This window comes from Allorhizobium ampelinum S4 (genome assembly GCF_000016285.1).
Taxonomy (GTDB): domain Bacteria; phylum Pseudomonadota; class Alphaproteobacteria; order Rhizobiales; family Rhizobiaceae; genus Allorhizobium; species Allorhizobium ampelinum.
This window is the reverse complement of the sequence record NC_011989.1, coordinates 281,107-300,621: the sequence shown is the minus strand read 5'-3', so window position 1 is coordinate 300,621 and position 19,515 is coordinate 281,107. Positions and strand designations below refer to the sequence as shown.

General features: G+C 59.5%; 19 protein-coding genes. 17 read left to right on the top strand and 2 right to left on the bottom strand.

The window, feature by feature from the left end:
• The first annotated feature begins 9 nt into the window (after positions 1-9).
• Both AVI_RS01435 and pyrF read left to right on the top strand, forming a co-directional pair.
• Positions 10-597 carry a histidine phosphatase family protein gene (locus AVI_RS01435; protein WP_012654763.1) on the top strand — a complete coding sequence of 196 codons (588 nt, stop codon included), beginning with the start codon at positions 10-12 and terminating at the stop codon, positions 595-597.
• On the top strand, positions 597-1,292 hold the full coding sequence (pyrF, locus tag AVI_RS01430) for an orotidine-5'-phosphate decarboxylase (protein WP_012654762.1): 696 nt from the start codon (positions 597-599) through the stop codon (positions 1,290-1,292). The genes AVI_RS01435 and pyrF overlap by 1 nt, the downstream gene beginning before the upstream one ends.
• A 19-nt stretch (positions 1,293-1,311) precedes the next feature.
• Here the strand turns inward: pyrF and AVI_RS01425 are convergent, their stop codons facing one another.
• Positions 1,312-2,496: a right-handed parallel beta-helix repeat-containing protein gene (locus AVI_RS01425; protein WP_049777118.1), complete on the bottom strand. Its 1,185-nt coding sequence runs from the start codon at positions 2,494-2,496 to the stop codon at positions 1,312-1,314.
• 219 nt (positions 2,497-2,715) lie between these two features.
• On the opposite strand from AVI_RS01425, the gene AVI_RS01415 reads away from it, so the two are divergent.
• Together AVI_RS01415 and AVI_RS01410 are read left to right on the top strand one after the other, a co-directional pair.
• The gene (locus tag AVI_RS01415) at positions 2,716-3,006 is read left to right on the top strand and encodes a DUF1330 domain-containing protein (protein WP_012654760.1); all 291 of its coding nucleotides are present in this window, start codon (positions 2,716-2,718) and stop codon (positions 3,004-3,006) included.
• Between the two features lie 134 nt (positions 3,007-3,140).
• Positions 3,141-4,118 carry a complex I NDUFA9 subunit family protein gene (locus AVI_RS01410; protein ID WP_012654759.1) on the top strand — a complete coding sequence of 326 codons (978 nt, stop codon included), beginning with the start codon at positions 3,141-3,143 and terminating at the stop codon, positions 4,116-4,118.
• A gap of 735 nt (positions 4,119-4,853) precedes the next feature.
• Here AVI_RS01410 and AVI_RS01405 read toward each other — a convergent pair.
• Positions 4,854-5,660: an undecaprenyl-diphosphate phosphatase gene (locus AVI_RS01405; RefSeq protein WP_012654758.1), complete on the bottom strand. Its 807-nt coding sequence runs from the start codon at positions 5,658-5,660 to the stop codon at positions 4,854-4,856.
• Positions 5,661-5,833: 173 nt separating this feature from the next.
• Between AVI_RS01405 and AVI_RS01400 the strand changes: the two genes are divergently transcribed.
• The 13 genes from AVI_RS01400 to guaA all read left to right on the top strand — a co-directional run bounded on the left by AVI_RS01400 (position 5,834) and on the right by guaA (position 19,442).
• Entirely contained in the window at positions 5,834-6,526 is a 693-nt protein-coding gene (locus AVI_RS01400; protein WP_012654757.1) for a glutathione S-transferase family protein, read from the top strand.
• Between the two features lie 11 nt (positions 6,527-6,537).
• Positions 6,538-7,710: a tRNA epoxyqueuosine(34) reductase QueG gene (gene queG, locus AVI_RS01395; protein WP_012654756.1), complete on the top strand. Its 1,173-nt coding sequence runs from the start codon at positions 6,538-6,540 to the stop codon at positions 7,708-7,710.
• On the top strand, positions 7,707-8,579 hold the full coding sequence (locus AVI_RS01390) for an SDR family oxidoreductase (protein ID WP_041696112.1): 873 nt from the start codon (positions 7,707-7,709) through the stop codon (positions 8,577-8,579). Before queG ends, AVI_RS01390 begins: the two co-directional genes overlap by 4 nt.
• 373 nt (positions 8,580-8,952) lie before the next feature.
• Positions 8,953-9,288, top strand: coding sequence for a septal ring lytic transglycosylase RlpA family protein (locus AVI_RS01385; protein ID WP_409065484.1), 336 nt, complete (start codon positions 8,953-8,955; stop codon positions 9,286-9,288).
• Between the two features lie 309 nt (positions 9,289-9,597).
• Positions 9,598-10,884 (top strand): RsmB/NOP family class I SAM-dependent RNA methyltransferase, encoded by a 1,287-nt coding sequence (locus tag AVI_RS01380; RefSeq protein WP_012654753.1) that lies wholly within the window; start codon positions 9,598-9,600, stop codon positions 10,882-10,884.
• A gap of 117 nt (positions 10,885-11,001) precedes the next feature.
• Positions 11,002-12,279 (top strand): imelysin family protein, encoded by a 1,278-nt coding sequence (locus tag AVI_RS01375; RefSeq protein ID WP_012654752.1) that lies wholly within the window; start codon positions 11,002-11,004, stop codon positions 12,277-12,279.
• A 17-nt stretch (positions 12,280-12,296) separates the two neighbouring features.
• Positions 12,297-13,883 carry a di-heme oxidoreductase family protein gene (locus tag AVI_RS01370; RefSeq protein ID WP_012654751.1) on the top strand — a complete coding sequence of 529 codons (1,587 nt, stop codon included), beginning with the start codon at positions 12,297-12,299 and terminating at the stop codon, positions 13,881-13,883.
• Complete coding sequence (locus AVI_RS01365; protein ID WP_012654750.1) at positions 13,883-15,007, top strand: imelysin family protein; 1,125 nt, start codon at positions 13,883-13,885, stop codon at positions 15,005-15,007. The genes AVI_RS01370 and AVI_RS01365 overlap by 1 nt, the downstream gene beginning before the upstream one ends.
• A gap of 5 nt (positions 15,008-15,012) precedes the next feature.
• Complete coding sequence (locus tag AVI_RS01360; RefSeq protein ID WP_012654749.1) at positions 15,013-16,086, top strand: DUF1513 domain-containing protein; 1,074 nt, start codon at positions 15,013-15,015, stop codon at positions 16,084-16,086.
• A 48-nt stretch (positions 16,087-16,134) separates the two neighbouring features.
• Positions 16,135-16,599, top strand: coding sequence for a TspO/MBR family protein (locus tag AVI_RS01355; protein ID WP_012654748.1), 465 nt, complete (start codon positions 16,135-16,137; stop codon positions 16,597-16,599).
• 123 nt (positions 16,600-16,722) lie between these two features.
• Positions 16,723-17,160: a PaaI family thioesterase gene (locus AVI_RS01350; protein ID WP_012654747.1), complete on the top strand. Its 438-nt coding sequence runs from the start codon at positions 16,723-16,725 to the stop codon at positions 17,158-17,160.
• Entirely contained in the window at positions 17,157-17,795 is a 639-nt protein-coding gene (locus AVI_RS01345) for a 5'-methylthioadenosine/S-adenosylhomocysteine nucleosidase (protein ID WP_012654746.1), read from the top strand. Before AVI_RS01350 ends, AVI_RS01345 begins: the two co-directional genes overlap by 4 nt.
• A gap of 84 nt (positions 17,796-17,879) precedes the next feature.
• A complete protein-coding gene (guaA, locus tag AVI_RS01340; RefSeq protein ID WP_012654745.1) occupies positions 17,880-19,442 on the top strand; it encodes a glutamine-hydrolyzing GMP synthase in 1,563 nt (520 codons plus the stop codon).
• Positions 19,443-19,515 lie beyond the last annotated feature (73 nt).

Genomic DNA, 19,515 nt, shown 5'->3' with positions numbered 1-19,515 from the left:
AGCCCAGACATGTTTGCCGTCTACATCACCCATCCGCAGGTCCGGATCGACCCGGAGGTGCCGGTACCGCAATGGGGACTGTCCGACCTGGGGCAGGAGCGGACCCGCCGGACGGCGACAGCCGCTTGGGTGCGCCAGCTTGGCCGTATCGTCAGCAGCGCCGAGACCAAGGCAGTAGAAACAGCGGCGATCCTGGCGGGTGCAGCCAATATTGGTGTCGAACAGATCGAGACCATGCATGAAAACGACCGTTCCGCGACCGGATTTCTGACCCCATCGGAGTTTGAAAAGGCGGCGGACTGGTTCTTTGCCCATCCTGAAGACAGTTTTTGCGGCTGGGAGCGGGCCATTGATGCGCAAGCCCGGATTGTCGGGGCGATCCAGGATGTTCTTGGCCAGCACGATCCGACGGTTCCCATCGCTTTCATCGGTCATGGCGGCGTCGGAACCCTGCTGAAATGCCACCTGCAAGGCCAGCCGATCCACCGAAGCGGCGATCAGCCACCGGGTGGCGGCAATCTCTTCTGCTTCACTCTTGCGGATCTGACCGTCACATGCGACTGGACCGCCATGGAAATCTGGCAGGGAGATCGTTGATGGATGCGCGCAATCGTTTGATCGTGGGGCTTGACGTCGCCACCGTCACTGAGGCGGAAAAACTGGTCTCGACGCTGGCCGAAGACGTGACTTTCTACAAGATCGGCTATCAACTGGCTTTTGCAGGCGGGCTGGAATTTGCCCGAGATCTCGCCCAAAGCGGCAAGAAGGTCTTTCTGGATATGAAACTGCTCGATATCGACAATACCGTCGCCTCGGCAGTGGAGAATATCGTCAGGATGGGCATGACCATGCTGACGCTGCATGCCTATCCGAAAGCCATGCAAGCCGCCGTGGAAGCAGCCCAGGGATCGGGTCTCTGCCTGCTTGGCGTGACGGTCTTAACCTCGATGGATGACCAGGATCTCAATGATGCCGGTTATCAAGGCGATGCCCGGTCGCTGGTTTTGAAGCGGGCCGCCCAGGCAAAAGAAAAAGGCATGGGCGGTATCGTCTGCTCGGCGCAGGAAGCGCAGGCTGTGCGCGCCATTCTCGGCTCCGACATGGCCATTGTCACGCCCGGCATCCGCCCCGCTGGCAGTGATGCCGGTGACCAGAAACGGGTGATGACGCCGGCAGACGCCATCCATGCCGGTTCCAGCCATTTGGTTGTCGGCCGCCCGATCGTCAAGGCAGACGATCCGAGAGCAGCAACCCAGGTCATTCTCGCCGAAATGCAGGCCGCTTTCACCTGATGTCTATGAGGAGCTGTCCTCAAGGCTTGATGCCATTGCCGCTCAGCACATTGTTTTGGCCATTGTCGCGGATCAGGTCGGCGTCCCCACCAATGATCTGGTTGCCACTGACGGTGTTGAAATCGGCAAAGCTATGGTTGTCGGCACCGCTGCCGAAGGGCGCTGGCGGGTCCTGATAGCAATAGAGATTGCGCCAGGCCTCGCGGGCATTCAGCCAGATAGCCGGGCGTGGGCGAAAAACGTCCTGGTAGGTGAATTTATTATCGGCGATCCGGTTATGCTGCGGGGTTTGATGGCGAATCGTGCCGCCCTCGCCGCAATTGCGATAGAGAAAAATACCGCCATGCTGCGCGTTGGCGAAGCTATTGGCTTCGATGACATTATGAGCAGACCCATCGACCGCAATCATTTCCCGGCTTCGCGTCGCCAGTTCGAAACTATTGCCTGAAATGGTGTTATGCGCGGTCTCCGCGTCGAGATAGATCGCCGATCCCTTGGTCTGCCCCTGGATGGTTGAGTGCGAGAGGGTCACATGGGTGACACCGGGCGCGACATAGAGCGGGATCGGGCCATCGGCGACAATCGACAGAGTGTCCAGCACGATGCCTGAAGGTGCGACTGATTGGGCATATTCGGTATGGTTGCGATTGAGCGAGGATTGCCGCACCAGTTCCGCCTCGCCATTGGCGCCAAGCCCCATGATGTGGATGGAACCGTATATCTTGCAATTGCGGATCACGATGTCGTGCGGAACGCTCCAGCTCCCATCATCCTTGCGCAGCGAGGCAATGCGGATGGTGGGCGGCGCGCCCTTCGGCACACTTCCCGGAAGGCCGATAACACCGCCATGGCAATCGATACTGACACCGCTGGCATCGGCCCCCAGCAATTCCAGGTTTTGCATCACCAGATCGTCATGGCTCAACTCGACCTTGCAGGCCAAACGCAAGACGCTTTCGGCCTCAAGCGGCGTGTCGCGCAGCGCATCATAAACCGAGGGAGCGCAGGGTTTGGCAAGCGCGCCATGGCTGGCAGCAGGCGCGGAGGCCGCGAACGCACTGCCTTCCATCAGCGAGACGGTGGTAAAGGGGACCGGCAGCAAAGGAACGGACAACAGGAAAAACAACAGGACCGGCGTGAGCTTTGGAAGCCTGTTGATCTCCCTGCTCATTTCATTGCGTATCAGGTTGCTAATATTGCCCACCTTGACCCCGTCTCCGATTGGCGACCCAGACGGGCTGGCTGTCGCGCTGGATTTGACAATGCCTCATTCTTGCGGCCAAAGCCAAGGCCCCAAGACATCGCGCATGCACCCTTTCCGTCCGCTCGCCCATTGGCCGCCCATACTGGCCGCCCATACTGGTGGCTTGACCTTGCCGCAAAATTCGCCGATCACCAAAGAGAAACCGAAAGAGGTGATTTGATGGCAAAGGGATATTGGATCGCGCGCGTCGATGTGCGTGATGCGGAACGCTACAAGGATTACGTCTCGACGGCAAAGCCGGCCTTTGAGCGTTTCGGCGCGGTCTTTCTGGCCCGTGGCGGCAAGACGGATGCCGTGGAAGGCCAAAGCCGGGCCCGCAACGTGGTCATCGAGTTTCCGTCCTTTCAGGCCGCTTATGATTGCTATCACTCGCCGGAATATCAGGCCGCCGTCAAGATCCGCCAGGAAGTCGCCGACGGCGAGATTGTTCTGGTCGAAGGCAACCTTTGATCCCAGTTTCAAAGCGGTTCTATTAACTCTGGTCCCAGACATCGAACAGCATGATTCTGCTTCACCTCGCAGCGCATTAGCGATATGAGACAGCAGATGAATTGGTCTGATATTCCGATCCGCAGGAGCACTCTATGACGTTCGCAAATCTTCCGCCGCTCGTTACCGTTTTCGGAGGCTCCGGATTCGTGGGCAGGCATGTGGTGCGGGTGCTGGCCCAACGCGGTTACCGGGTGCGCGTCGCCGTGCGCCGCCCCGATCTGGCGGGTTTCGTGCTGCCGTTCGGCAATGTCGGACAGATTTCGCTGTCCCAGGCCAATCTGCGCTACCGCGACAGCGTCGCAAAGGCCGTTGAAGGCGCGTCGGTTGTCGTCAATTGCGTTGGCATCCTGCTGGAATCAGGCCGCAACAAGTTCGACGCCGTGCAGGATTTCGGTGCCCGTGCCGTGGCTGAAGCAGCAACCGCTGCAGGTGCCAGGCTGGTGCATATCTCGGCCATCGGCGCCGATGCGAAATCCGCCTCCAGCTACGCAGCCAGCAAGGGCCGGGGCGAAGATGCCATCCGCCAGGTCGCGCCGGGCGCGGTCATCCTTCGGCCATCCATCGTTTTCGGCCCTGAGGACAGCTTCTTCAACAAATTTGCAGCAATGGCCCGCCTGTCGCCCGTCCTACCCTTGATCGGCGGCGGCAAGACGAAATTCCAGCCGGTCTTCGTCGAAGACGTGGCCGAAGCCGTGGCCAAAGCGGTCGACGGCAAGGTGGCTGCCGGTCTCTTTGAGCTGGGCGGACCGGAAGTTCTGACCTTCCGGCAATGTCTTGAGGAAATGCTGCGGGTTATCGACCGCACTAATCCGCTGGTGTCGCTGCCCTTTGGTATCGCTTCGCTGCTTGCCTCCGTCGCCTCGGCTATTCCGCTGATCACACCGCCGCTGACCAACGATCAACTGACGCTGCTGAAAAGTGATAACGTGGTCTCCGAAGCCGCCAAGAAGGAAGGCCGGACGCTCACAGCCCTTGGCATTACGCCAACGGCCGTTGCCGCCGTGCTGCCCTCCTATCTCATCCATTTCCGTCCGCATGGACAATATAGCCGCTCCGGCAAGGCAGCCTGATCGGCATCGGATTGAGAATCACTCTTGGGAATTGTTCATGCGCTCCATCCGGCGCATGAACGGCGGGTTAGGGTTGGTCAGGGGGAAGCTGAATCCAGCTTTCAAGGGACGACAAACTCTGTCTCCAGAACGGCTTTGGCTTTGTGTCGGCGTTGCACAAAAGACGCAGAAATTAATTAGTTTCATTAACTGCCAATTCAGCACATTCCGCTATTGATGTTGAGGTGGGCCATGCGTAAAGACGGATCAATGCATGGGGCCAGCGTTCTTCGCACCCGCCATTTCACATTCTTCTGAGGTACTGATTTCATGGGCAAATCTATCGCACTGTTTTTTGCGTGTGCGGCATTGGTTGTCATCGCAGGTTCCTTCGTCGCTCCCTCGACGGTCGCAGCTCGTAAGGGCAATTGCGCACCCGCCTACGGTGTTGACCCTTGCAGCACGGGCTCGATTGCCCGCTGAGACCTGCGGGTCATCCTGTTCCCCGTCACAGACCCTTTCCGGGAACCGTAAAAAGCGGTTTTCCATCAGGGTATGCGTAAAACAAAGAGATAGTTTCTCTTGTTTACGTTTCTGGAAGCGCGTTTCCATTTTTCTCTGAAAAACACTACAGCGCCGTGCGTTCATAAAACACGCGGCGCTGTAGGAATTCGTGTGCGTCACGCCGCCAATCGTTTGACGACGCGCCACAGGATGGGCAGGCCCCTCAAAGCAAAGGGGCCCCTTGGGTTTGTCTTATCCCCAGACCAGAAGGCCGATCAGGCCCACGACGCCGACGGCTATCCGCCACCAGGCAAAGGGTGCATAGCCGCGGCGGGAGACGAAATCGAGCAGTCCACGCACCACGAACAGCGCCGAAATGAACGCCGCAAGGAAGCCGACGCCGATCAGCAGGCCGTCATCCATGCTGAGCGCATTGCGGTTCTTGTAGAGATCCAGCACGAAGGCCCCCAACATGGTCGGCATCGCCAGGAAAAACGAAAATTCGGCGGCCGAACGCTTATCTGTGCCCATCAGCAGCGAGCCGACAATGGTTGCGCCCGACCGTGATGTGCCGGGAATCATCGCCAGGCACTGGAACAGGCCGATCTTCAGAGCCAGTGACAGCGGATAATCCATCACGTCGGTATAGCGGGGCTTGAACGTCATCCGATCAACCCACAGAAGAATCACCCCGCCCAGGATCAGCATCACGCAGATCAGCATCGGGGTTTCAAACAGCACGGCCTTGATGAAGTCGTGGGCCAGCGCGCCAATGATGGCGGCGGGCAGGAAAGCCACCAGCACAGCCAGGACGAAATGGCGGCTTTTAGGATTGCTGGGCAAAGACAGCGCAATCCCCAGCAATTTCTGGATATAGACAGCCAAAATAGCAAGAATGGCACCGAGCTGAATCAGCACTGCAAAGGTGTTTCCGGGCGATTTGAAGCCGAGAAAATGACCGGCCAACAGCACATGCGCCGTCGAAGACACCGGGATGAATTCCGTTAGACCCTCGATAAGACCGAGAAGAAGGGCGCTGACGATCGATTGATCTTCCATGGATTGTCCTTTGATAGGCGTGACAAGGAAAGCGATTCGCTTGTATGACGGAATGAAATTCCTATAGACGCAAGGTTGGCCCCCTGGCCAGATGTTATGGCCAGATGGAATGGCCAGCCAAGAGAAACCAGACAGCCCCGATCATCGCCCCCAACCGGAACAGTGCCCCATCAATGCCCACTTTGTATCACCATCCGATGTCAACCACGTCCCGCTTTGTCCGATTGATCCTGTCGGAATACGGTTTTCAGGCAGATCTGGTCGAAGAACAGACCTGGGAAAAGCGCCGGGAATTTCTCACCCTCAATCCCGCCGGCACCCTGCCCGTCTATGTCGATGACAATATGCGTACGCTCTGTGGCTGCACGGTCATATCGGAATTCCTGGACGAAACCCATGGCGTGTTGAAGAGGGACCGTCGGCTTTTGGCCGAAGACCCCTTCCAGCGCGCCGAAATCCGACGGCTGGTGGACTGGTTCCTGCAAAAGATGGAACAGGACGTCACCCGGCCACTGGCCCGTGAGCGGGTATTCAAATTGCAGATCCCCAACGGGCTTGGTGGCGGCGCACCGGATTCCAAGGTGCTGCGCACCGCCCGTGGCAATATTCGCCAGCACATGAAATATCTGAGCTGGCTGGCTGGCTCGCGCACCTGGCTGGCGGGTGACCGGCTCAGCTATGGCGATCTTGCTGCCGGTGCGGCGATATCGGTGCTGGATTACCTTGGCGAGATCGACTGGGCGGAATCACCGATTGCCAAGGACTGGTATCAGCGGCTGAAATCGCGCCCGTCGTTCCGACCGCTGCTGGCCGAGCGGGTGCGTGGCCTCACCCCTGTTTCCCACTATGCGGATCTGGATTTCTGACGGAAAAAGCCATGGCAAAGGAAGGCAGCCCGGAGCGGACGGCAGAAAAGGCCAAGGCGCGGGCCGCAAAGCTTTCCGCCTTTATCCGCCAGGAAGCAGCGGACAAGGGTTTTGACCTCTGTCGGATCACCGGGCCGCAGAGCATTCCCCAGGCACCTGCCCGGCTGATGGAGTTCGTGGACGCTGGCTATCACGGGACCATGGCCTGGATGGAGGAAACGCGCGAGCGGCGCGGCGATCCGAAAGTGCTGTGGCCGCAGGTCCGCTCCATCGTGATGTTCGGCCTGAATTACGGCCCTGAGACCGATCCGCGCGCTCTACAGGCGCAGCCCAACAAGGCGGCGATTTCCGTCTACGCCCGCAACCGTGATTATCACGACATCATCAAGGGCAAGCTGAAGGAAATCGCCACCCGCTTTGCCGCCCGGGCCGGTGAGGATGTAAAAGTCTTTGTCGATACCGCCCCTGTCATGGAAAAGCCGCTGGCCGCTGCTGCCGGGCTTGGCTGGCAGGGCAAGCATACCAATCTGGTCAGCCGCGATTACGGCTCCTGGCTGTTTCTCGGCAGTCTGTTCACCACGGCCGAGTTGGAACTGGACGCAGCGGAGCGCGACCATTGCGGCTCCTGCCGCGCCTGTCTCGACGCCTGCCCGACAGCAGCCTTTCCGGCCCCCTACCAGATCGATGCCCGCCGCTGCATCTCTTATCTCACCATCGAGCATAAGGGCGTGATCGATCGCGATCTGCGCCCGGCTTTCGGCAACCGGATCTATGGCTGCGACGATTGTCTGGCCGCCTGTCCCTGGAACAAGTTCGCAGCGCAGACGCGGGAGATCAAGCTTCAGGCCCGCGAAGACCTGATGGCACCTGACATCGCCTTTTTCCTCACCCTTGACGATCCAGGCTTCCGCAGCCATTTCAGTGGCTCGCCGGTCAAGCGGATCGGACGTGACAGGTTTGTGCGCAATGTGCTGATCGCGGCTGGCAATTCGGGACTGTCAACGCTGATCACGCCCTGCCTGGACCTGCTCGCCGATGCCTCACCGGATGTGCGTGGCATGGCAGTCTGGGCGTTATCGCGCCTGATGGAGCCGCAAGCCTTTGGCGCTCTCGCACATTATAGAGAGAATGAGCCTGATAGCGATGTCAGGGCGGAATGGATAGCAGCCGGAGTGACCCCATGAGACTGATGATTTTTGGCGCCGGATATTCCGGCAAGGCAATTGGCCAGCATTTTATCCAGCAGGGCATTCCCGTCAGTGGCACGACGCGCTCACCGGCCAAGGCCAAGGCTTTGAGCGATCTCGGCATCGAACCGCTGGTTTTCGACGGCCAACGTCTTTCAGACGAGATCATCCAGGCCATGGCCTGCGCCACCCATGTCGTCCAGTCGATTGCTCCTGGCAGCGACGGCGACCCGCTGCTGCGGTTGACGCAGGGCGCGCTGAAGACATGGATGCCTAAAGTGCAATGGCTGGCCTATCTATCGACCGTCGGCGTCTATGGCGACCACCAGGGCGCTTGGGTAGATGAAGACACGGTCTGCAAACCTGTCTCGGTGCGCTCCAAAGAGCGGGTGGAAGCCGAACAGGCCTGGGGAAGAGCCGCGCTTGCGGCAGGTGTGCCGCTCTCGACACTGCGGCTGTCAGGCATTTACGGGCCGGGTCGCAATGGTCTTGTCAACATGGCCGAAGGCACGGCCCGGCGTCTGGTGAAAAAGGATCAGGTGTTCAACCGGATCCGCGTCGAAGATATTGCCGCCGCGACCTGGTTTCTGGCCGGGCGAAACGAACAGGGGATCTTCAATATCACCGACCACGAACCCGCCCCGCCACAGGATGTGGTGGCAGAGGCTGCCCGGCTGATGGAGGTCGAGCCGCCGCCGGAACAGGCCTTCGAGACAGCCGAGCTGTCGCCGATGGCGCGGTCCTTTTACGGTGAGAATAAGCGGGTAATGAATGCCAAGGTCCGGGCACTGGGCTTTGCCTTTGCCTATCCCGACTACCGGGTTTCTCTCAGCCAACTCTGGTCTTCAGGCCGCTGGCGGGGGTAGGCAAGCACATTCATTCCTGAATTGCGCCCTATTTCGCTCAAAAATTGCGCCAATTTCGCCATATTTGCCGACTTACCCCCGCGTTTGATGTGTAATTTTTCGAGACAAGGGAAAAATATTTTGTGATCGATTCAAAATCACATAGCTCGCAATATTATTGCGTTTTTAGGCTGTTTTTAAACAGTTTTTCTAAATTCCTACCAAAAAGTAAATTTCGCCTCATCATCACGAATATATCTTAACGTAACATTCCGTGATCGACTGAGGCACTTTTTTGCCATTTTTGACCACCTTTAAGCCTCCCTACGCAAATTTCATCTCAGAAATAGCAAAGGGAAACGAAAACTTGGTGCCTCTCAGTCGGTCAGTCCTCATCGCAGCAGCTATTACCTCTCTTGTTGCTTTCAGCCCTCTCCAGGCCTTTGCAGCAAATGGTTGCGGTGGCGCTTCCTGGTATGCGCTATACTCGCGCACTGCTTCCGGCGAACGGATGAACCCTACGACCTTTACAGCCGCTCATAAGTCATTGCCCTTCGGCTCCAAGGTCAAGGTCACCAACCGCAACAACGGCAAGACAGTCGTGGTGCGGATCAATGATCGCGGTCCGTTCATCAAGGGCCGGGTTCTCGATCTGTCAAAGGCAGCCGCCGCCGATATCGGCATGGTCGGCAGCGGCACAGCCAAGGTCTGCTACGAGCTGATCGGCTAGGATTTGTTGATATTCAGGCCTGGTCGGGCTGCAAACGGCAATTTTCTGCGCTTCCGGTGCTCATGTACTCAAGTACACTGCGCTCCGGTTCTCGAAAATCACCGTTTTCGCCACACCCAGACCTAAATCTCAACAAACCCTAAGCACGGCGGATGGATTAAACCATGCCAGGGTGTTCTGTTATCCTGATGCCTATTGCTTCTATCGAAAATTTGCCCCCACTTTTTGGTAGTCTTCAGTAACGCAGCTTGCCCCAACGGCATTTCATCGCTACCACGCAAGGTCTGATGGATCACCAAGGAGAAGACCATGCGTTTGGGCGGACGGCTAGCCGGGGCAATAGAAGTTCTGAGCGATATCGAGACACGCCGCAGGCCAGTGGCCGACGCCCTGAAGGATTGGGGCCTGGCGCATCGCTTCGCCGGATCCGGTGATCGCGCCGCCATAGGCAATATCGTCTATGACGCCTTGCGCATGAAGCTTTCCCACGCCTATATCATGGATGACGACAGCCCTGCCGCCCTCGGCTATGCCGTATTGCTGCGGCAATGGGGAATGGCCCCCGAAAGCCTTGCAGCGGACCTTGATGGCGACAGCTTTGCTCCGGCACCGTTGACGCAGGCACAGTCGGCAGCCTTTTCCAGCCGAACGCTGGAGGACGCACCGCAGTTTGTCCAGGGTGATATTCCTGAATGGGTGGTTCCATCCTTCGAAGCCGTGTTCGGAGCCGACTGGCTGCGCGAGGCGCAGGCGCTGGCCGTGCGTCCCAGCCTCGATCTGCGCGCCAACACGCTGAAGGCCAATCGCGACAAGGTCCTCAAGGCGCTGTCGCATACGCAGGCAAGACCTGCCACCATTTCTCCCATCGGCATCCGCATTGAGCCGGGTGAAGGCCCGTCGCGCCTGCCGAATGTCACCGCCGAGCTTGGCTTCCAGAAGGGCTGGTTCGAGGTTCAGGACGAAGGATCGCAGATCGTCTCGGCGCTGGTCGAACCGGGAGAAGGTCACCAGGTGCTGGATTTCTGTGCAGGCGGCGGTGGCAAGACGCTGGCCATGGCAGCCGCCATGGGCAACAAGGGCCAGGTGCATGCCTATGATAGCGACCGCAAGCGGCTGGCGCCGATCATCGAGCGGCTGAAACGGGCAGGCACACATAATATCCAGGTCCATGACCGGGTTGCCGCCCTGCAATCTTTGACTGGACGGTTCGACAAGGTCTTGGTCGATGCCCCCTGCACCGGCACCGGCACCTGGCGTCGCAGGCCCGACACCAAATGGCGGCTAACCGACCGCAATTTGCAGGAGCGGATCGAACAGCAGCAACAAGCGCTGACTGAGGCTGCTACCTATGTCCGGTCCGGCGGCGAGCTGATCTACGTCACCTGCTCGGTGCTGCCAGAGGAAAATGACCGGCAGATCGAAGCCTTCACCGCCGCCCATCCGCAATTTTCGCCGATGCCGATGCTGGAGCGCTGGACGGGGCTGTTTGGTGGTTCAGTCGCCAAGCCCATCTCCGCCCATGGCAAAAGCCTGACCTTGAGCCCTGCTGCAACCGATACCGACGGATTTTTCTTCTGCCGGATGGTCAAAGCCTGAAACCCGGATACACCCTAAAAATTTGGGGCTATTCCTGATTGTTTGACACTAGTTTAATTTTGTTCCATGACATGCCCACAGATCACAAGCGACGCCAAAGGCGTCAAAGGAGAGGGCATGTCTCGATCACTCATGATCGGCGCCGGTCTGGCGCTTTTCATCGCTTCCACCAGCTTTGCCGCTCCGGCAGCGAAAGCGCCGGAAGCAGATGCGGTGCTGAAGCATTATGCAGAGCTGGCGGAAGCGAAATACCAGGATTCACTTACCACAGCCAAGACGCTGGATGCCGCCGTTGACGCGTTGCTCGCTAAGCCTAGCAAGTCTACCCTCAACAAGGCCCGCTCCGCCTGGATCAAGGCGCGTGTGCCGTACCAGCAGTCGGAAGTCTATCGCTTCGGCAACAAGATTGTTGATGACTGGGAAGGCAAGGTCAATGCCTGGCCGCTGGACGAAGGCCTGATCGACTATGTCGATAAATCCTACGGCACGGAAAGCGATACCAATGCGCTGTACACTGCCAATGTGATTGCCAATACCAAGATCAAGATCAATGGCGAAGAGGTGGATGCCACCAATCTGACCCCGGATTTCCTGGCCAACAAGCTCCAGGAAGCCGGTGGCGTCGAAGCCAATGTGGCAACCGGCTACCATGCCATCGAATTCCTGCTCTGGGGCCAGGACCTGAACGGCACCGGCCCAGGCGCCGGCAACCGTCCCTTTACCGATTACGACCTGAAGAATTGCACCGGCGGTCATTGCGACCGGCGCGCCCAATATCTGAAGTCGGCCTCGACCCTGTTGGTCTCCGACCTTCAAGAAATGGTCGATGCCTGGAAGCCGGAAGGTGAAGCAACCAAGACCTTGCTGGCCGATCCGACCTCCGGCCTCAAAGCTATTTTGACCGGCATGGGTTCGCTGTCCTACGGCGAACTGGCTGGCGAGCGCATGAAGCTTGGGCTGTTGCTGCACGATCCGGAAGAAGAGCATGACTGCTTCTCCGACAACACCCATAATTCGCATTATTACGACGCACTCGGCATCCGCTCGGCCTATACCGGCAAATATACCCGTATCGATGGCACCAAGATGACCGGCCCGTCCCTGTCGGATCTGGTTGCCGCCAAGGACAAGGCGCTGGACAAGGAAATGAAGTCCAAGCTGAACACGACGATGAAGGCGATGACCGCTCTCGTCAAGCGCGCCAAGTCCGTCGAGCATTACGACCAGATGATTGCCGAGAACAACAAGGACGGTAATGCCACCGTTCAGGCTGGTATCGACGGTCTGATCGACCAGACCAAGTCGATCCAGCGCGTCGTGGCCGCCCTTGATCTCGGCGAAGTCAAGCTGGAAGGCTCCGACAGCCTCGACAACCCCAGCGCCGTCTTCAAGTAAGAACGGATTGAAAACAAATGGCCGCTGCCCACAAACGGGCGGCGGCCATTATCACGGGGATGCCGAACGTGCGGCTGACGACAGCGACGATACTCCTGCTGGGCGGCGCTCTCCTGATGGGAAGCCAGCTCAAAAGCAGCCTGATAGCGGGCGCCTTTGCAGCGGAGCTGCGCCCGGATCTCACACCGGCAGATCGTATCAAGGTCAACGCCGTTACAGTCCCCACCAACGACTTTTCAAAAGCCGAAGCCTTCGAGGCGATGACGGCAGGCGCTGCGAGTTCTACCGGTCCCGCCGATGCCAAGGCCTTTACCCATCCGCTCGCCACCCTAAGCTTTGAGCAGCAACAGCAATTTTCCCTCGGCGAAGCGCTTTTTCAGAAATTCTGGGTCTCCGCTCCCTCCTCCACCCAGGCCTCGGACGGGTTGGGGCCGCTGTTCAACGCCCGCTCCTGCGAAAGCTGCCATCAGCGCGGCGGTCGTGGCCATCCACCCGGACCGGATGGCGATGCCACCTCGATGTTTCTAAGGCTGGCTCGACCCGCGCATACCGACAAGGAAAAGGCCGCGATTGCCGCCTTGAAGGCGCTGAATTTTGGCGATGACACCTATGGCCGGCAATTGCAGGACCGCGCCGTACCCGGTCTTGCCGCCGAGGGGCGGCTATCCGTGACCTATCAACCGAAGACCGTGACGCTTGCCGGTGGTGAAACGGAGACGCTGCGGGTTCCCACCTACACTATTGACGCGCTCGGGTATGGTCCGATGGGAGCAGACACCACGCTATCGCCCCGCATCGCCAATCCGATGATCGGCATGGGCCTGATCGAGGCGATTGCCGACGAGGATATTCTGGCCAATGCCGAGCGGCAGGCCCAAGCGGGCGACGGCATTTCGGGAACCGTTGCCAAGGTGCGCGATCACCTGACTGGCGACATCAGGATCGGACGCTTCGGCTGGAAGGCGGAAAACGCCACGGTGCGCGATCAGGCGGCGAGCGCCTTGGCCGGGGATATCGGCATTTCCTCTCCCGACGATCCGCGCCATGCAGGCGATTGCACGGCAAACCAGCCCCAATGCCTGGCAATGCCGAACGGCGTGCAGGCAAGGCTTGGCTCGGTCGAAGCACCGCCGCCGGTGCTGGATCTGATGACCTTCTATAGCGAAACGCTGGCCCCTCCCAAGCGCCGCGACGTGACCAAACCCGAAGTTTTGGCAGGCAAGGCGCTGTTTTATGCATCCGGTTGCGCCAGCTGCCATCAGCCGAAATATGTAACGCGGCGCAATGCCGCCTACCCGGCCCTTTCCTTCCAACTGATCTGGCCCTATTCCGATTTCCTACTGCATGATATGGGTCCCGATCTGGCCGATGGGCAACAGGTGGGATTGGCCAGCGGCCAGCAATGGCGCACGCCGCCGCTCTGGGGCCTCGGTCTCACAGCCAAAGTCGGCGGTCGTCAGGCCTATCTGCATGACGGGCGCGCCACCTCCCTGCCGCAAGCCATTCTCTGGCACGGCGGCGAGGCGGAAAACGCCCGCAACGCCTTTGCATCCATGACGCCGGGCGACCGCAAGGCGTTGATTACGTTTCTGGAGTCACTCTGATGCCCAATGCTCGATGCCGGATTTTGACCCTCGCCCTGGCACTATCCCTCTTCCCGCTCCAGGCCTTGCCCGTTTTGGCGCAGGACGCCACCCCCCATGCAACAGCCCTGCAAACCGCAGCGGTGCCGGACGTGATGGCAAAGACGGTAGATGGCTTTATCCGCCCCGGCTATCGCAATTTTCTCGACAAGGCCAAGGCCCTGCATAGTGGGATGAATGCCCTATGCGCGAGCCCTTCCGAGCAAACCGTCAAAGCGGCGAAGAATGGCTTTGAGCAGGCCTTACGCGCCTGGGCGCGGATCGAGATCGTCCGGGTTGGGCCGGTGATCGAGGAAAACCGCTTTGAGCACATCCTGTTTTACCCGGACCGCAAGGGGCTGGCACTGAAGCAGATCCAGGGTGCCATCGCTTCCAATGACGACAGCTTTACAAAGCCCGAAGCCCTGCATGAGAAAAGCGTGGCAATCCAGGGGCTTGGCGCGCTGGAATATGTGCTCTACGGCACCGGCTCCGACATATTGAACCAGGCAGACGGTGCGTTCCGTTGCCGCTATGGCGCAGCGATTGCTGGCAATATTGAAAACATGGCGGGTGAACTTTCCAGCCTCTGGGAAGCGCCCGGCGGCATCCAGACCGCCTGGAAACAGCCCGGCCCAGACAATGATGTCTTTCGCACCCCATCGGAGGCCGTCACCGGCCTGCTCGGCATTCTCGTCCACGGAACCGAGACCGTGCGCGACGAGCGGATCGAGACATTCTTCAAGGGTGCAGGCGGGCGGATCGCCCCCAAGCAGGCGATTTTCTGGCGCTCCGGCCTGACCTTTGTCAGCATGCAGGAAAACCTGACCGGTCTGAAACAGCTTCTCAACGACACCGGCACAGCAAGCCTGTTGCCGGAGGGCAAGCGGGGCGTCATCCCCGCCATCAATACGCTGGCCGACCGTCTGATCCAGACCACCCAATCCATGACGCCGGATGTGGAGGCGGCCGTTGGCCAACCCGACAACCGCAAGAAACTGGTCAGCCTGCTGGATGACAGCCGCAGCATGATCACCGATCTCAGCGATGGGCTGGGCGGCGGCGTCGGCCTCAGCGCCGGTTTTTCCTTCGCGGACGGGGATTGATCCCGATGCGCGGCGCGTTGATGGACAGGCGACACTTTCTGAAAGCCGCAGGTGCCGTTTATCTGGCCGGGCTGACAGCGGCGCAAGCAGCGACCCTGACGGCAACCGATGCCGTCTATGCCTCCGCCTTTCGCGCCCAGGATGGATCATTTGACGCCGCTTTGCTCAGTGAAGATGGCCGGATCGTTGCGCGCGTCGCCCTGCCAGGTCGCGCCCATGGGCTTGCGGCCAGCGCCAGTAAGGTGGCTGCCTTTGCGAGGCGGCCCGGGACATTCGTCTTCATCTTCGATCGGCAACAGCAGGTGGCACCTGTGGTCGTCAACGCCCCGGCGGGCCGCCATTTCTACGGCCACGGACATTTTTCACCCGATGGCAAGCTGCTCTATGCCAGCGAGAATGATTTTGACAACAATCGCGGCATGATCGGGCTTTACGATGCAACAGACAGATTTCGCCGGATCGGCGAATTTTCAGCCCATGGCATCGGCACCCATGACATGAGCGTCAGCGATGATGGCAGCCTGCTGATCATCGCCAATGGTGGCATTGAGACCAATCCCGATTTTGGCCGCACCAAGCTCAATCTCGACCATATGCAGCCATCTCTGGTGCTGGCGGATGCCAAAACCGGCGCATTGATCGAAAAACACGCGCTGCCCGAAGCCCTGCGCCAGCTTTCGACCCGGCATATCGATCTCGATGCGCGTGGCCGGATCTGGTTTGCCTGTCAATATGAAGGCCCCCGTCGCGACCTGCCGCCACTGGTCGGCCATTTCAGGCGGGGCGAAGCGCTGCACTGGCTCGACCTGCCGCCCGATATCACCCGTGGGCTTGCCAATTATGTCGGAGCGATTGCCGTCAACCGTCGCGAGGGACTGGTCGGCGTCACCTCCCCGAATGGCGGTCTCTCGGTCACTCTGGACACCGACAGCGGCAAGGTGCTGAAAACCGCCAGCCTGAGCGAGGCAGCGGGCATCGCGCCTGCCGCCCATGGCTTTGCCACGTCTTCCTATGATGGCCGGTTCCTGGACAGATCAGAGGCTGTAAACTGGGACCAGCACATCATCCGCATCGGATGATGGCTTATCCTCTTCCATCCAGGGCTTGATGCTATAGATAATCACGTCATGCGTAACGCTCTCACCAATCTCATCTTCATGGCCGCCGTCACCGGTATCGGCACAATGATCGGGCTGACCAATCTGCCGGGCGACTGGTATGACGGGTTGGAGAAGCCATTCTTCAATCCGCCGGGCTGGATCTTCGGGCCGGTCTGGACCGTGCTTTACGTGCTGATCGGCCTTGCGGGTGCTCGGATCTGGCAGCGGACGCGGCAATCGCGGGGCGCATCGCGCGCCATGGCGCTGTGGTTTGGCCAGATGCTGCTGAATTTCCTGTGGTCTCCGGCGTTCTTCGGTGCACAGAGCACCGGTCTCGCCCTGATCGTCATTCTGCCGATGCTGGCGCTGATCCTTGCCTTTGTCTGGCAGGTCCGGCGCCTGGACCGGGTGGCAATGCTCTCCTTCATCCCCTATGCCGTCTGGGTTGCTTTTGCCACCGTGCTGAACGCGGCGCTTTTCCTGCTGAATTGAACACCGCAGCAAAACCGTCGCGCCCAACCCCCATCAACAGGCCAAACCTCATCAACAGGCTTGCCGAACCGGTTCTGTCATGCCAAATGGCAGGCAGACGAGAGGGAAAGAGGCGGCAGCCACATGGACGCGGATATCCAGCAGCGGATCACGGCAAGCTTTGCACGGCAGGGCGCCATGCACACCATTGGCGCGGAACTGACCCGCATCAGCCATAAAATGGTGGAAATCGAGCTGGCGTTTCACGACAAGCTCACCCAACAACATGGCTTCCTGCATGCAGGCGTAATTTCCGCCGCCCTAGACGCGGCTTGCAGCTACGCCGCCTATACGGTGATCGCGCCGGAAACCTCGCTGCTGACCATCGAATTCAAGGTCAACATGATGTCGCCCGGGCGCGGCGACCGTTTTCTGTTTCGCGGCGAGATCACCAAGCCTGGCTCCACCATTATCGTCGCCGATGGCCGTGGCTATGCCATCTCCGACGGCCCAGCCAAATTGATTGCCTCGATGACCAGCACACTGATGGTGATGCGGGGCCGTGAGGATATCAGAGAATGACATTTGAACTGAAATCGGTTTGCAGCAAGTCCATTCTGTTCGTCATGGCAGTCGATGCCGAATATGGCCCGCTCCTGCGCCTGCGCATCCAGCCGCTGATGACCGGGGTTGGCCCGGTGGAAAGCGCCATCGCCACCACCAATGCCCTAAGAGACCTCCAGGCAGCAGGGACGCTTCCCGATCTCGTCGTCTCGCTCGGTTCGGCAGGCTCGGCACGGCTGGAACAGACCGAGGTCTACCAGGTCTCCTCGGTCGCCTACCGGGATATGGACGCCTCGCCGCTCGGTTTCGAGAAAGGCTGTACGCCGTTCCTCGATCTGCCTGCTACGGTGGACCTGCCGCTGCGCATTCCCGGCGTTGCCGTGGCCAGCCTGTCGACCGGCGGCAATATCGTCTCAGGCCCGGTCTATGACAGCATCGCCGCCGATATGGTCGACATGGAAACCTATGCGGTGCTGCGCGCCTGTCAGGCCTTCAACCTGCCGCTGATCGGCCTGCGCGGTATTTCCGATGGCAAGGCGGAACTGAAACATGTCGGCGACTGGACGGAGTATCTGCATGTCGTTGACCGCAACCTGGCCCAAGCGGTGGACGCGCTGGTCAAGGCAGTGGAAGACGGCACCTTCTGGTTCTGATCCGCCCGCGCCGAACACGAGATTTTTTGCCATGCCGGCATTTCCCGGATTGCCACGGACACTGCTTTTCATTAAAGGCTCGACATGACCCAGACAGCACATCCCGACAGCGTTCTCATCATCGATTTCGGCAGCCAGGTAACGCAGCTGATTGCGCGGCGCGTTCGTGAAACCGGCGTGTACTGCGAAATCGTCCCTTTCCAGTCATCCGAAGAGGGCTTCGCACGGTTGAAGCCAAAAGCGGTTATACTGTCTGGAAGCCCCGCCTCGGCACTGGATGAAGGCAGCCCCCGCGTTCCCCAGGTGATTTTCGACAGCGGCCTGCCAATCTTTGGCATCTGCTATGGCCAGCAAACCATCTGCGCCCAGCTGGGTGGCAAGGTGGAAGCCGGGCATCACCGCGAATTTGGTCGCGCCTTCCTTGAGATCGAGCAGGATTGCAAGCTATTCGAAGGTCTCTGGTCGGTTGGTTCACGCCATCAGGTCTGGATGTCGCATGGCGACCGCGTCACCGCGATCCCGCCAGGCTTTCGGGTTCTGGCCACCTCCTCCAATGCGCCTTTCGCCTTCATTGCCGATGAGGCCCGCAAATATTACGCCGTGCAGTTCCACCCGGAAGTGGTGCATACGCCTGACGGTGCCAAGCTGATCCAGAATTTCGTCCATAATATCGCTGGCATTACTGGCGACTGGAGCATGTCGGCCTACCGCGCCAAAGCCGTGGAACAGATCCGCGCCCAGGTCGGTGACAAGCGGGTGATCTGCGCCTTGTCCGGCGGCGTCGATAGTTCGGTCGCAGCCCTGCTGATCCATGAGGCGGTCGGCGACCAGCTGACCTGCATCCTGGTTGACCACGGGTTGATGCGTAAGAACGAGGCGGCGGATGTCGTTGCCATGTTCAAGGAACATTACAATCTGCATCTGATCCATGTCGATGCCATCGACCGCTTCGTCGGCGAGCTGGAAGGCGTGTCCGACCCGGAAACCAAGCGCAAGATCATTGGTCGCCTGTTCATCGAAACCTTCGAGGAAGAAGCCAAGAAGCTTGGTGGCGCAGACTTCCTCGGCCAGGGCACGCTCTATCCTGACGTCATCGAAAGCGTCTCCTTCTCCGGCGGCCCGTCTGTCACCATCAAGAGCCACCACAATGTCGGCGGCCTGCCAGACCGCATGAACATGAAGCTGGTGGAACCGCTGCGCGAGCTGTTCAAGGACGAAGTGCGCGTTCTCGGCAAGGAGCTTGGCCTGCCCGACTCATTCATTGGCCGGCACCCCTTCCCCGGCCCCGGCCTTGCCATTCGCTGCCCCGGCGGCGTGACCCGCGAAAAGCTCGATATCCTGCGCGAAGCCGATGCCATCTATCTGGACGAAATCCGCAAGGCCGGTCTTTACGATGCTATCTGGCAGGCCTTCGCCGTGCTGCTGCCGGTCCAGACTGTCGGCGTGATGGGCGATGGCCGTACCTATGAATTCGTCTGCGCACTGCGCGCCGTCACCTCCGTTGATGGCATGACCGCGGATTTCTACCACTATGACATGGAATTCCTCGGCCGTGCCGCTACCCGCATCATCAACGAAGTCCGCGGCATCAACCGGGTCGTCTATGATGTAACATCCAAGCCGCCCGGCACCATCGAGTGGGAATGATTTTTGCCGATCAGGCGCGCATATAGGCCGCCGCATGATGCCGCTGGATTTATGCGGCCCGTCCCGTCAGGCC

What these genes read in the sequence shown, in the direction of transcription:
- queG (WP_012654756.1), top strand. Translation starts at nt 6,538, where the DNA reads ATGGCAAAGGAAGGCAGCCCGGAGCGGACGGCAGAAAAGGCCAAGGCG.
- AVI_RS01375 (WP_012654752.1), top strand. Translation starts at nt 11,002, where the DNA reads ATGTCTCGATCACTCATGATCGGCGCCGGTCTGGCGCTTTTCATCGCT.
- AVI_RS01380 (WP_012654753.1), top strand. Translation starts at nt 9,598, where the DNA reads ATGCGTTTGGGCGGACGGCTAGCCGGGGCAATAGAAGTTCTGAGCGAT.
- AVI_RS01370 (WP_012654751.1), top strand. Translation starts at nt 12,297, where the DNA reads ATGGCCGCTGCCCACAAACGGGCGGCGGCCATTATCACGGGGATGCCG.
- AVI_RS01415 (WP_012654760.1), top strand. Translation starts at nt 2,716, where the DNA reads ATGGCAAAGGGATATTGGATCGCGCGCGTCGATGTGCGTGATGCGGAA.
- AVI_RS01410 (WP_012654759.1), top strand. Translation starts at nt 3,141, where the DNA reads ATGACGTTCGCAAATCTTCCGCCGCTCGTTACCGTTTTCGGAGGCTCC.
- AVI_RS01360 (WP_012654749.1), top strand. Translation starts at nt 15,013, where the DNA reads ATGCGCGGCGCGTTGATGGACAGGCGACACTTTCTGAAAGCCGCAGGT.
- AVI_RS01405 (WP_012654758.1), bottom strand. Translation starts at nt 5,660, where the DNA reads ATGGAAGATCAATCGATCGTCAGCGCCCTTCTTCTCGGTCTTATCGAG.
- guaA (WP_012654745.1), top strand. Translation starts at nt 17,880, where the DNA reads ATGACCCAGACAGCACATCCCGACAGCGTTCTCATCATCGATTTCGGC.
- AVI_RS01390 (WP_041696112.1), top strand. Translation starts at nt 7,707, where the DNA reads ATGAGACTGATGATTTTTGGCGCCGGATATTCCGGCAAGGCAATTGGC.
- pyrF (WP_012654762.1), top strand. Translation starts at nt 597, where the DNA reads ATGGATGCGCGCAATCGTTTGATCGTGGGGCTTGACGTCGCCACCGTC.
- AVI_RS01345 (WP_012654746.1), top strand. Translation starts at nt 17,157, where the DNA reads ATGACATTTGAACTGAAATCGGTTTGCAGCAAGTCCATTCTGTTCGTC.
- AVI_RS01365 (WP_012654750.1), top strand. Translation starts at nt 13,883, where the DNA reads ATGCCCAATGCTCGATGCCGGATTTTGACCCTCGCCCTGGCACTATCC.
- AVI_RS01355 (WP_012654748.1), top strand. Translation starts at nt 16,135, where the DNA reads ATGCGTAACGCTCTCACCAATCTCATCTTCATGGCCGCCGTCACCGGT.
- AVI_RS01400 (WP_012654757.1), top strand. Translation starts at nt 5,834, where the DNA reads ATGCCCACTTTGTATCACCATCCGATGTCAACCACGTCCCGCTTTGTC.
- AVI_RS01350 (WP_012654747.1), top strand. Translation starts at nt 16,723, where the DNA reads ATGGACGCGGATATCCAGCAGCGGATCACGGCAAGCTTTGCACGGCAG.
- AVI_RS01435 (WP_012654763.1), top strand. Translation starts at nt 10, where the DNA reads ATGTTTGCCGTCTACATCACCCATCCGCAGGTCCGGATCGACCCGGAG.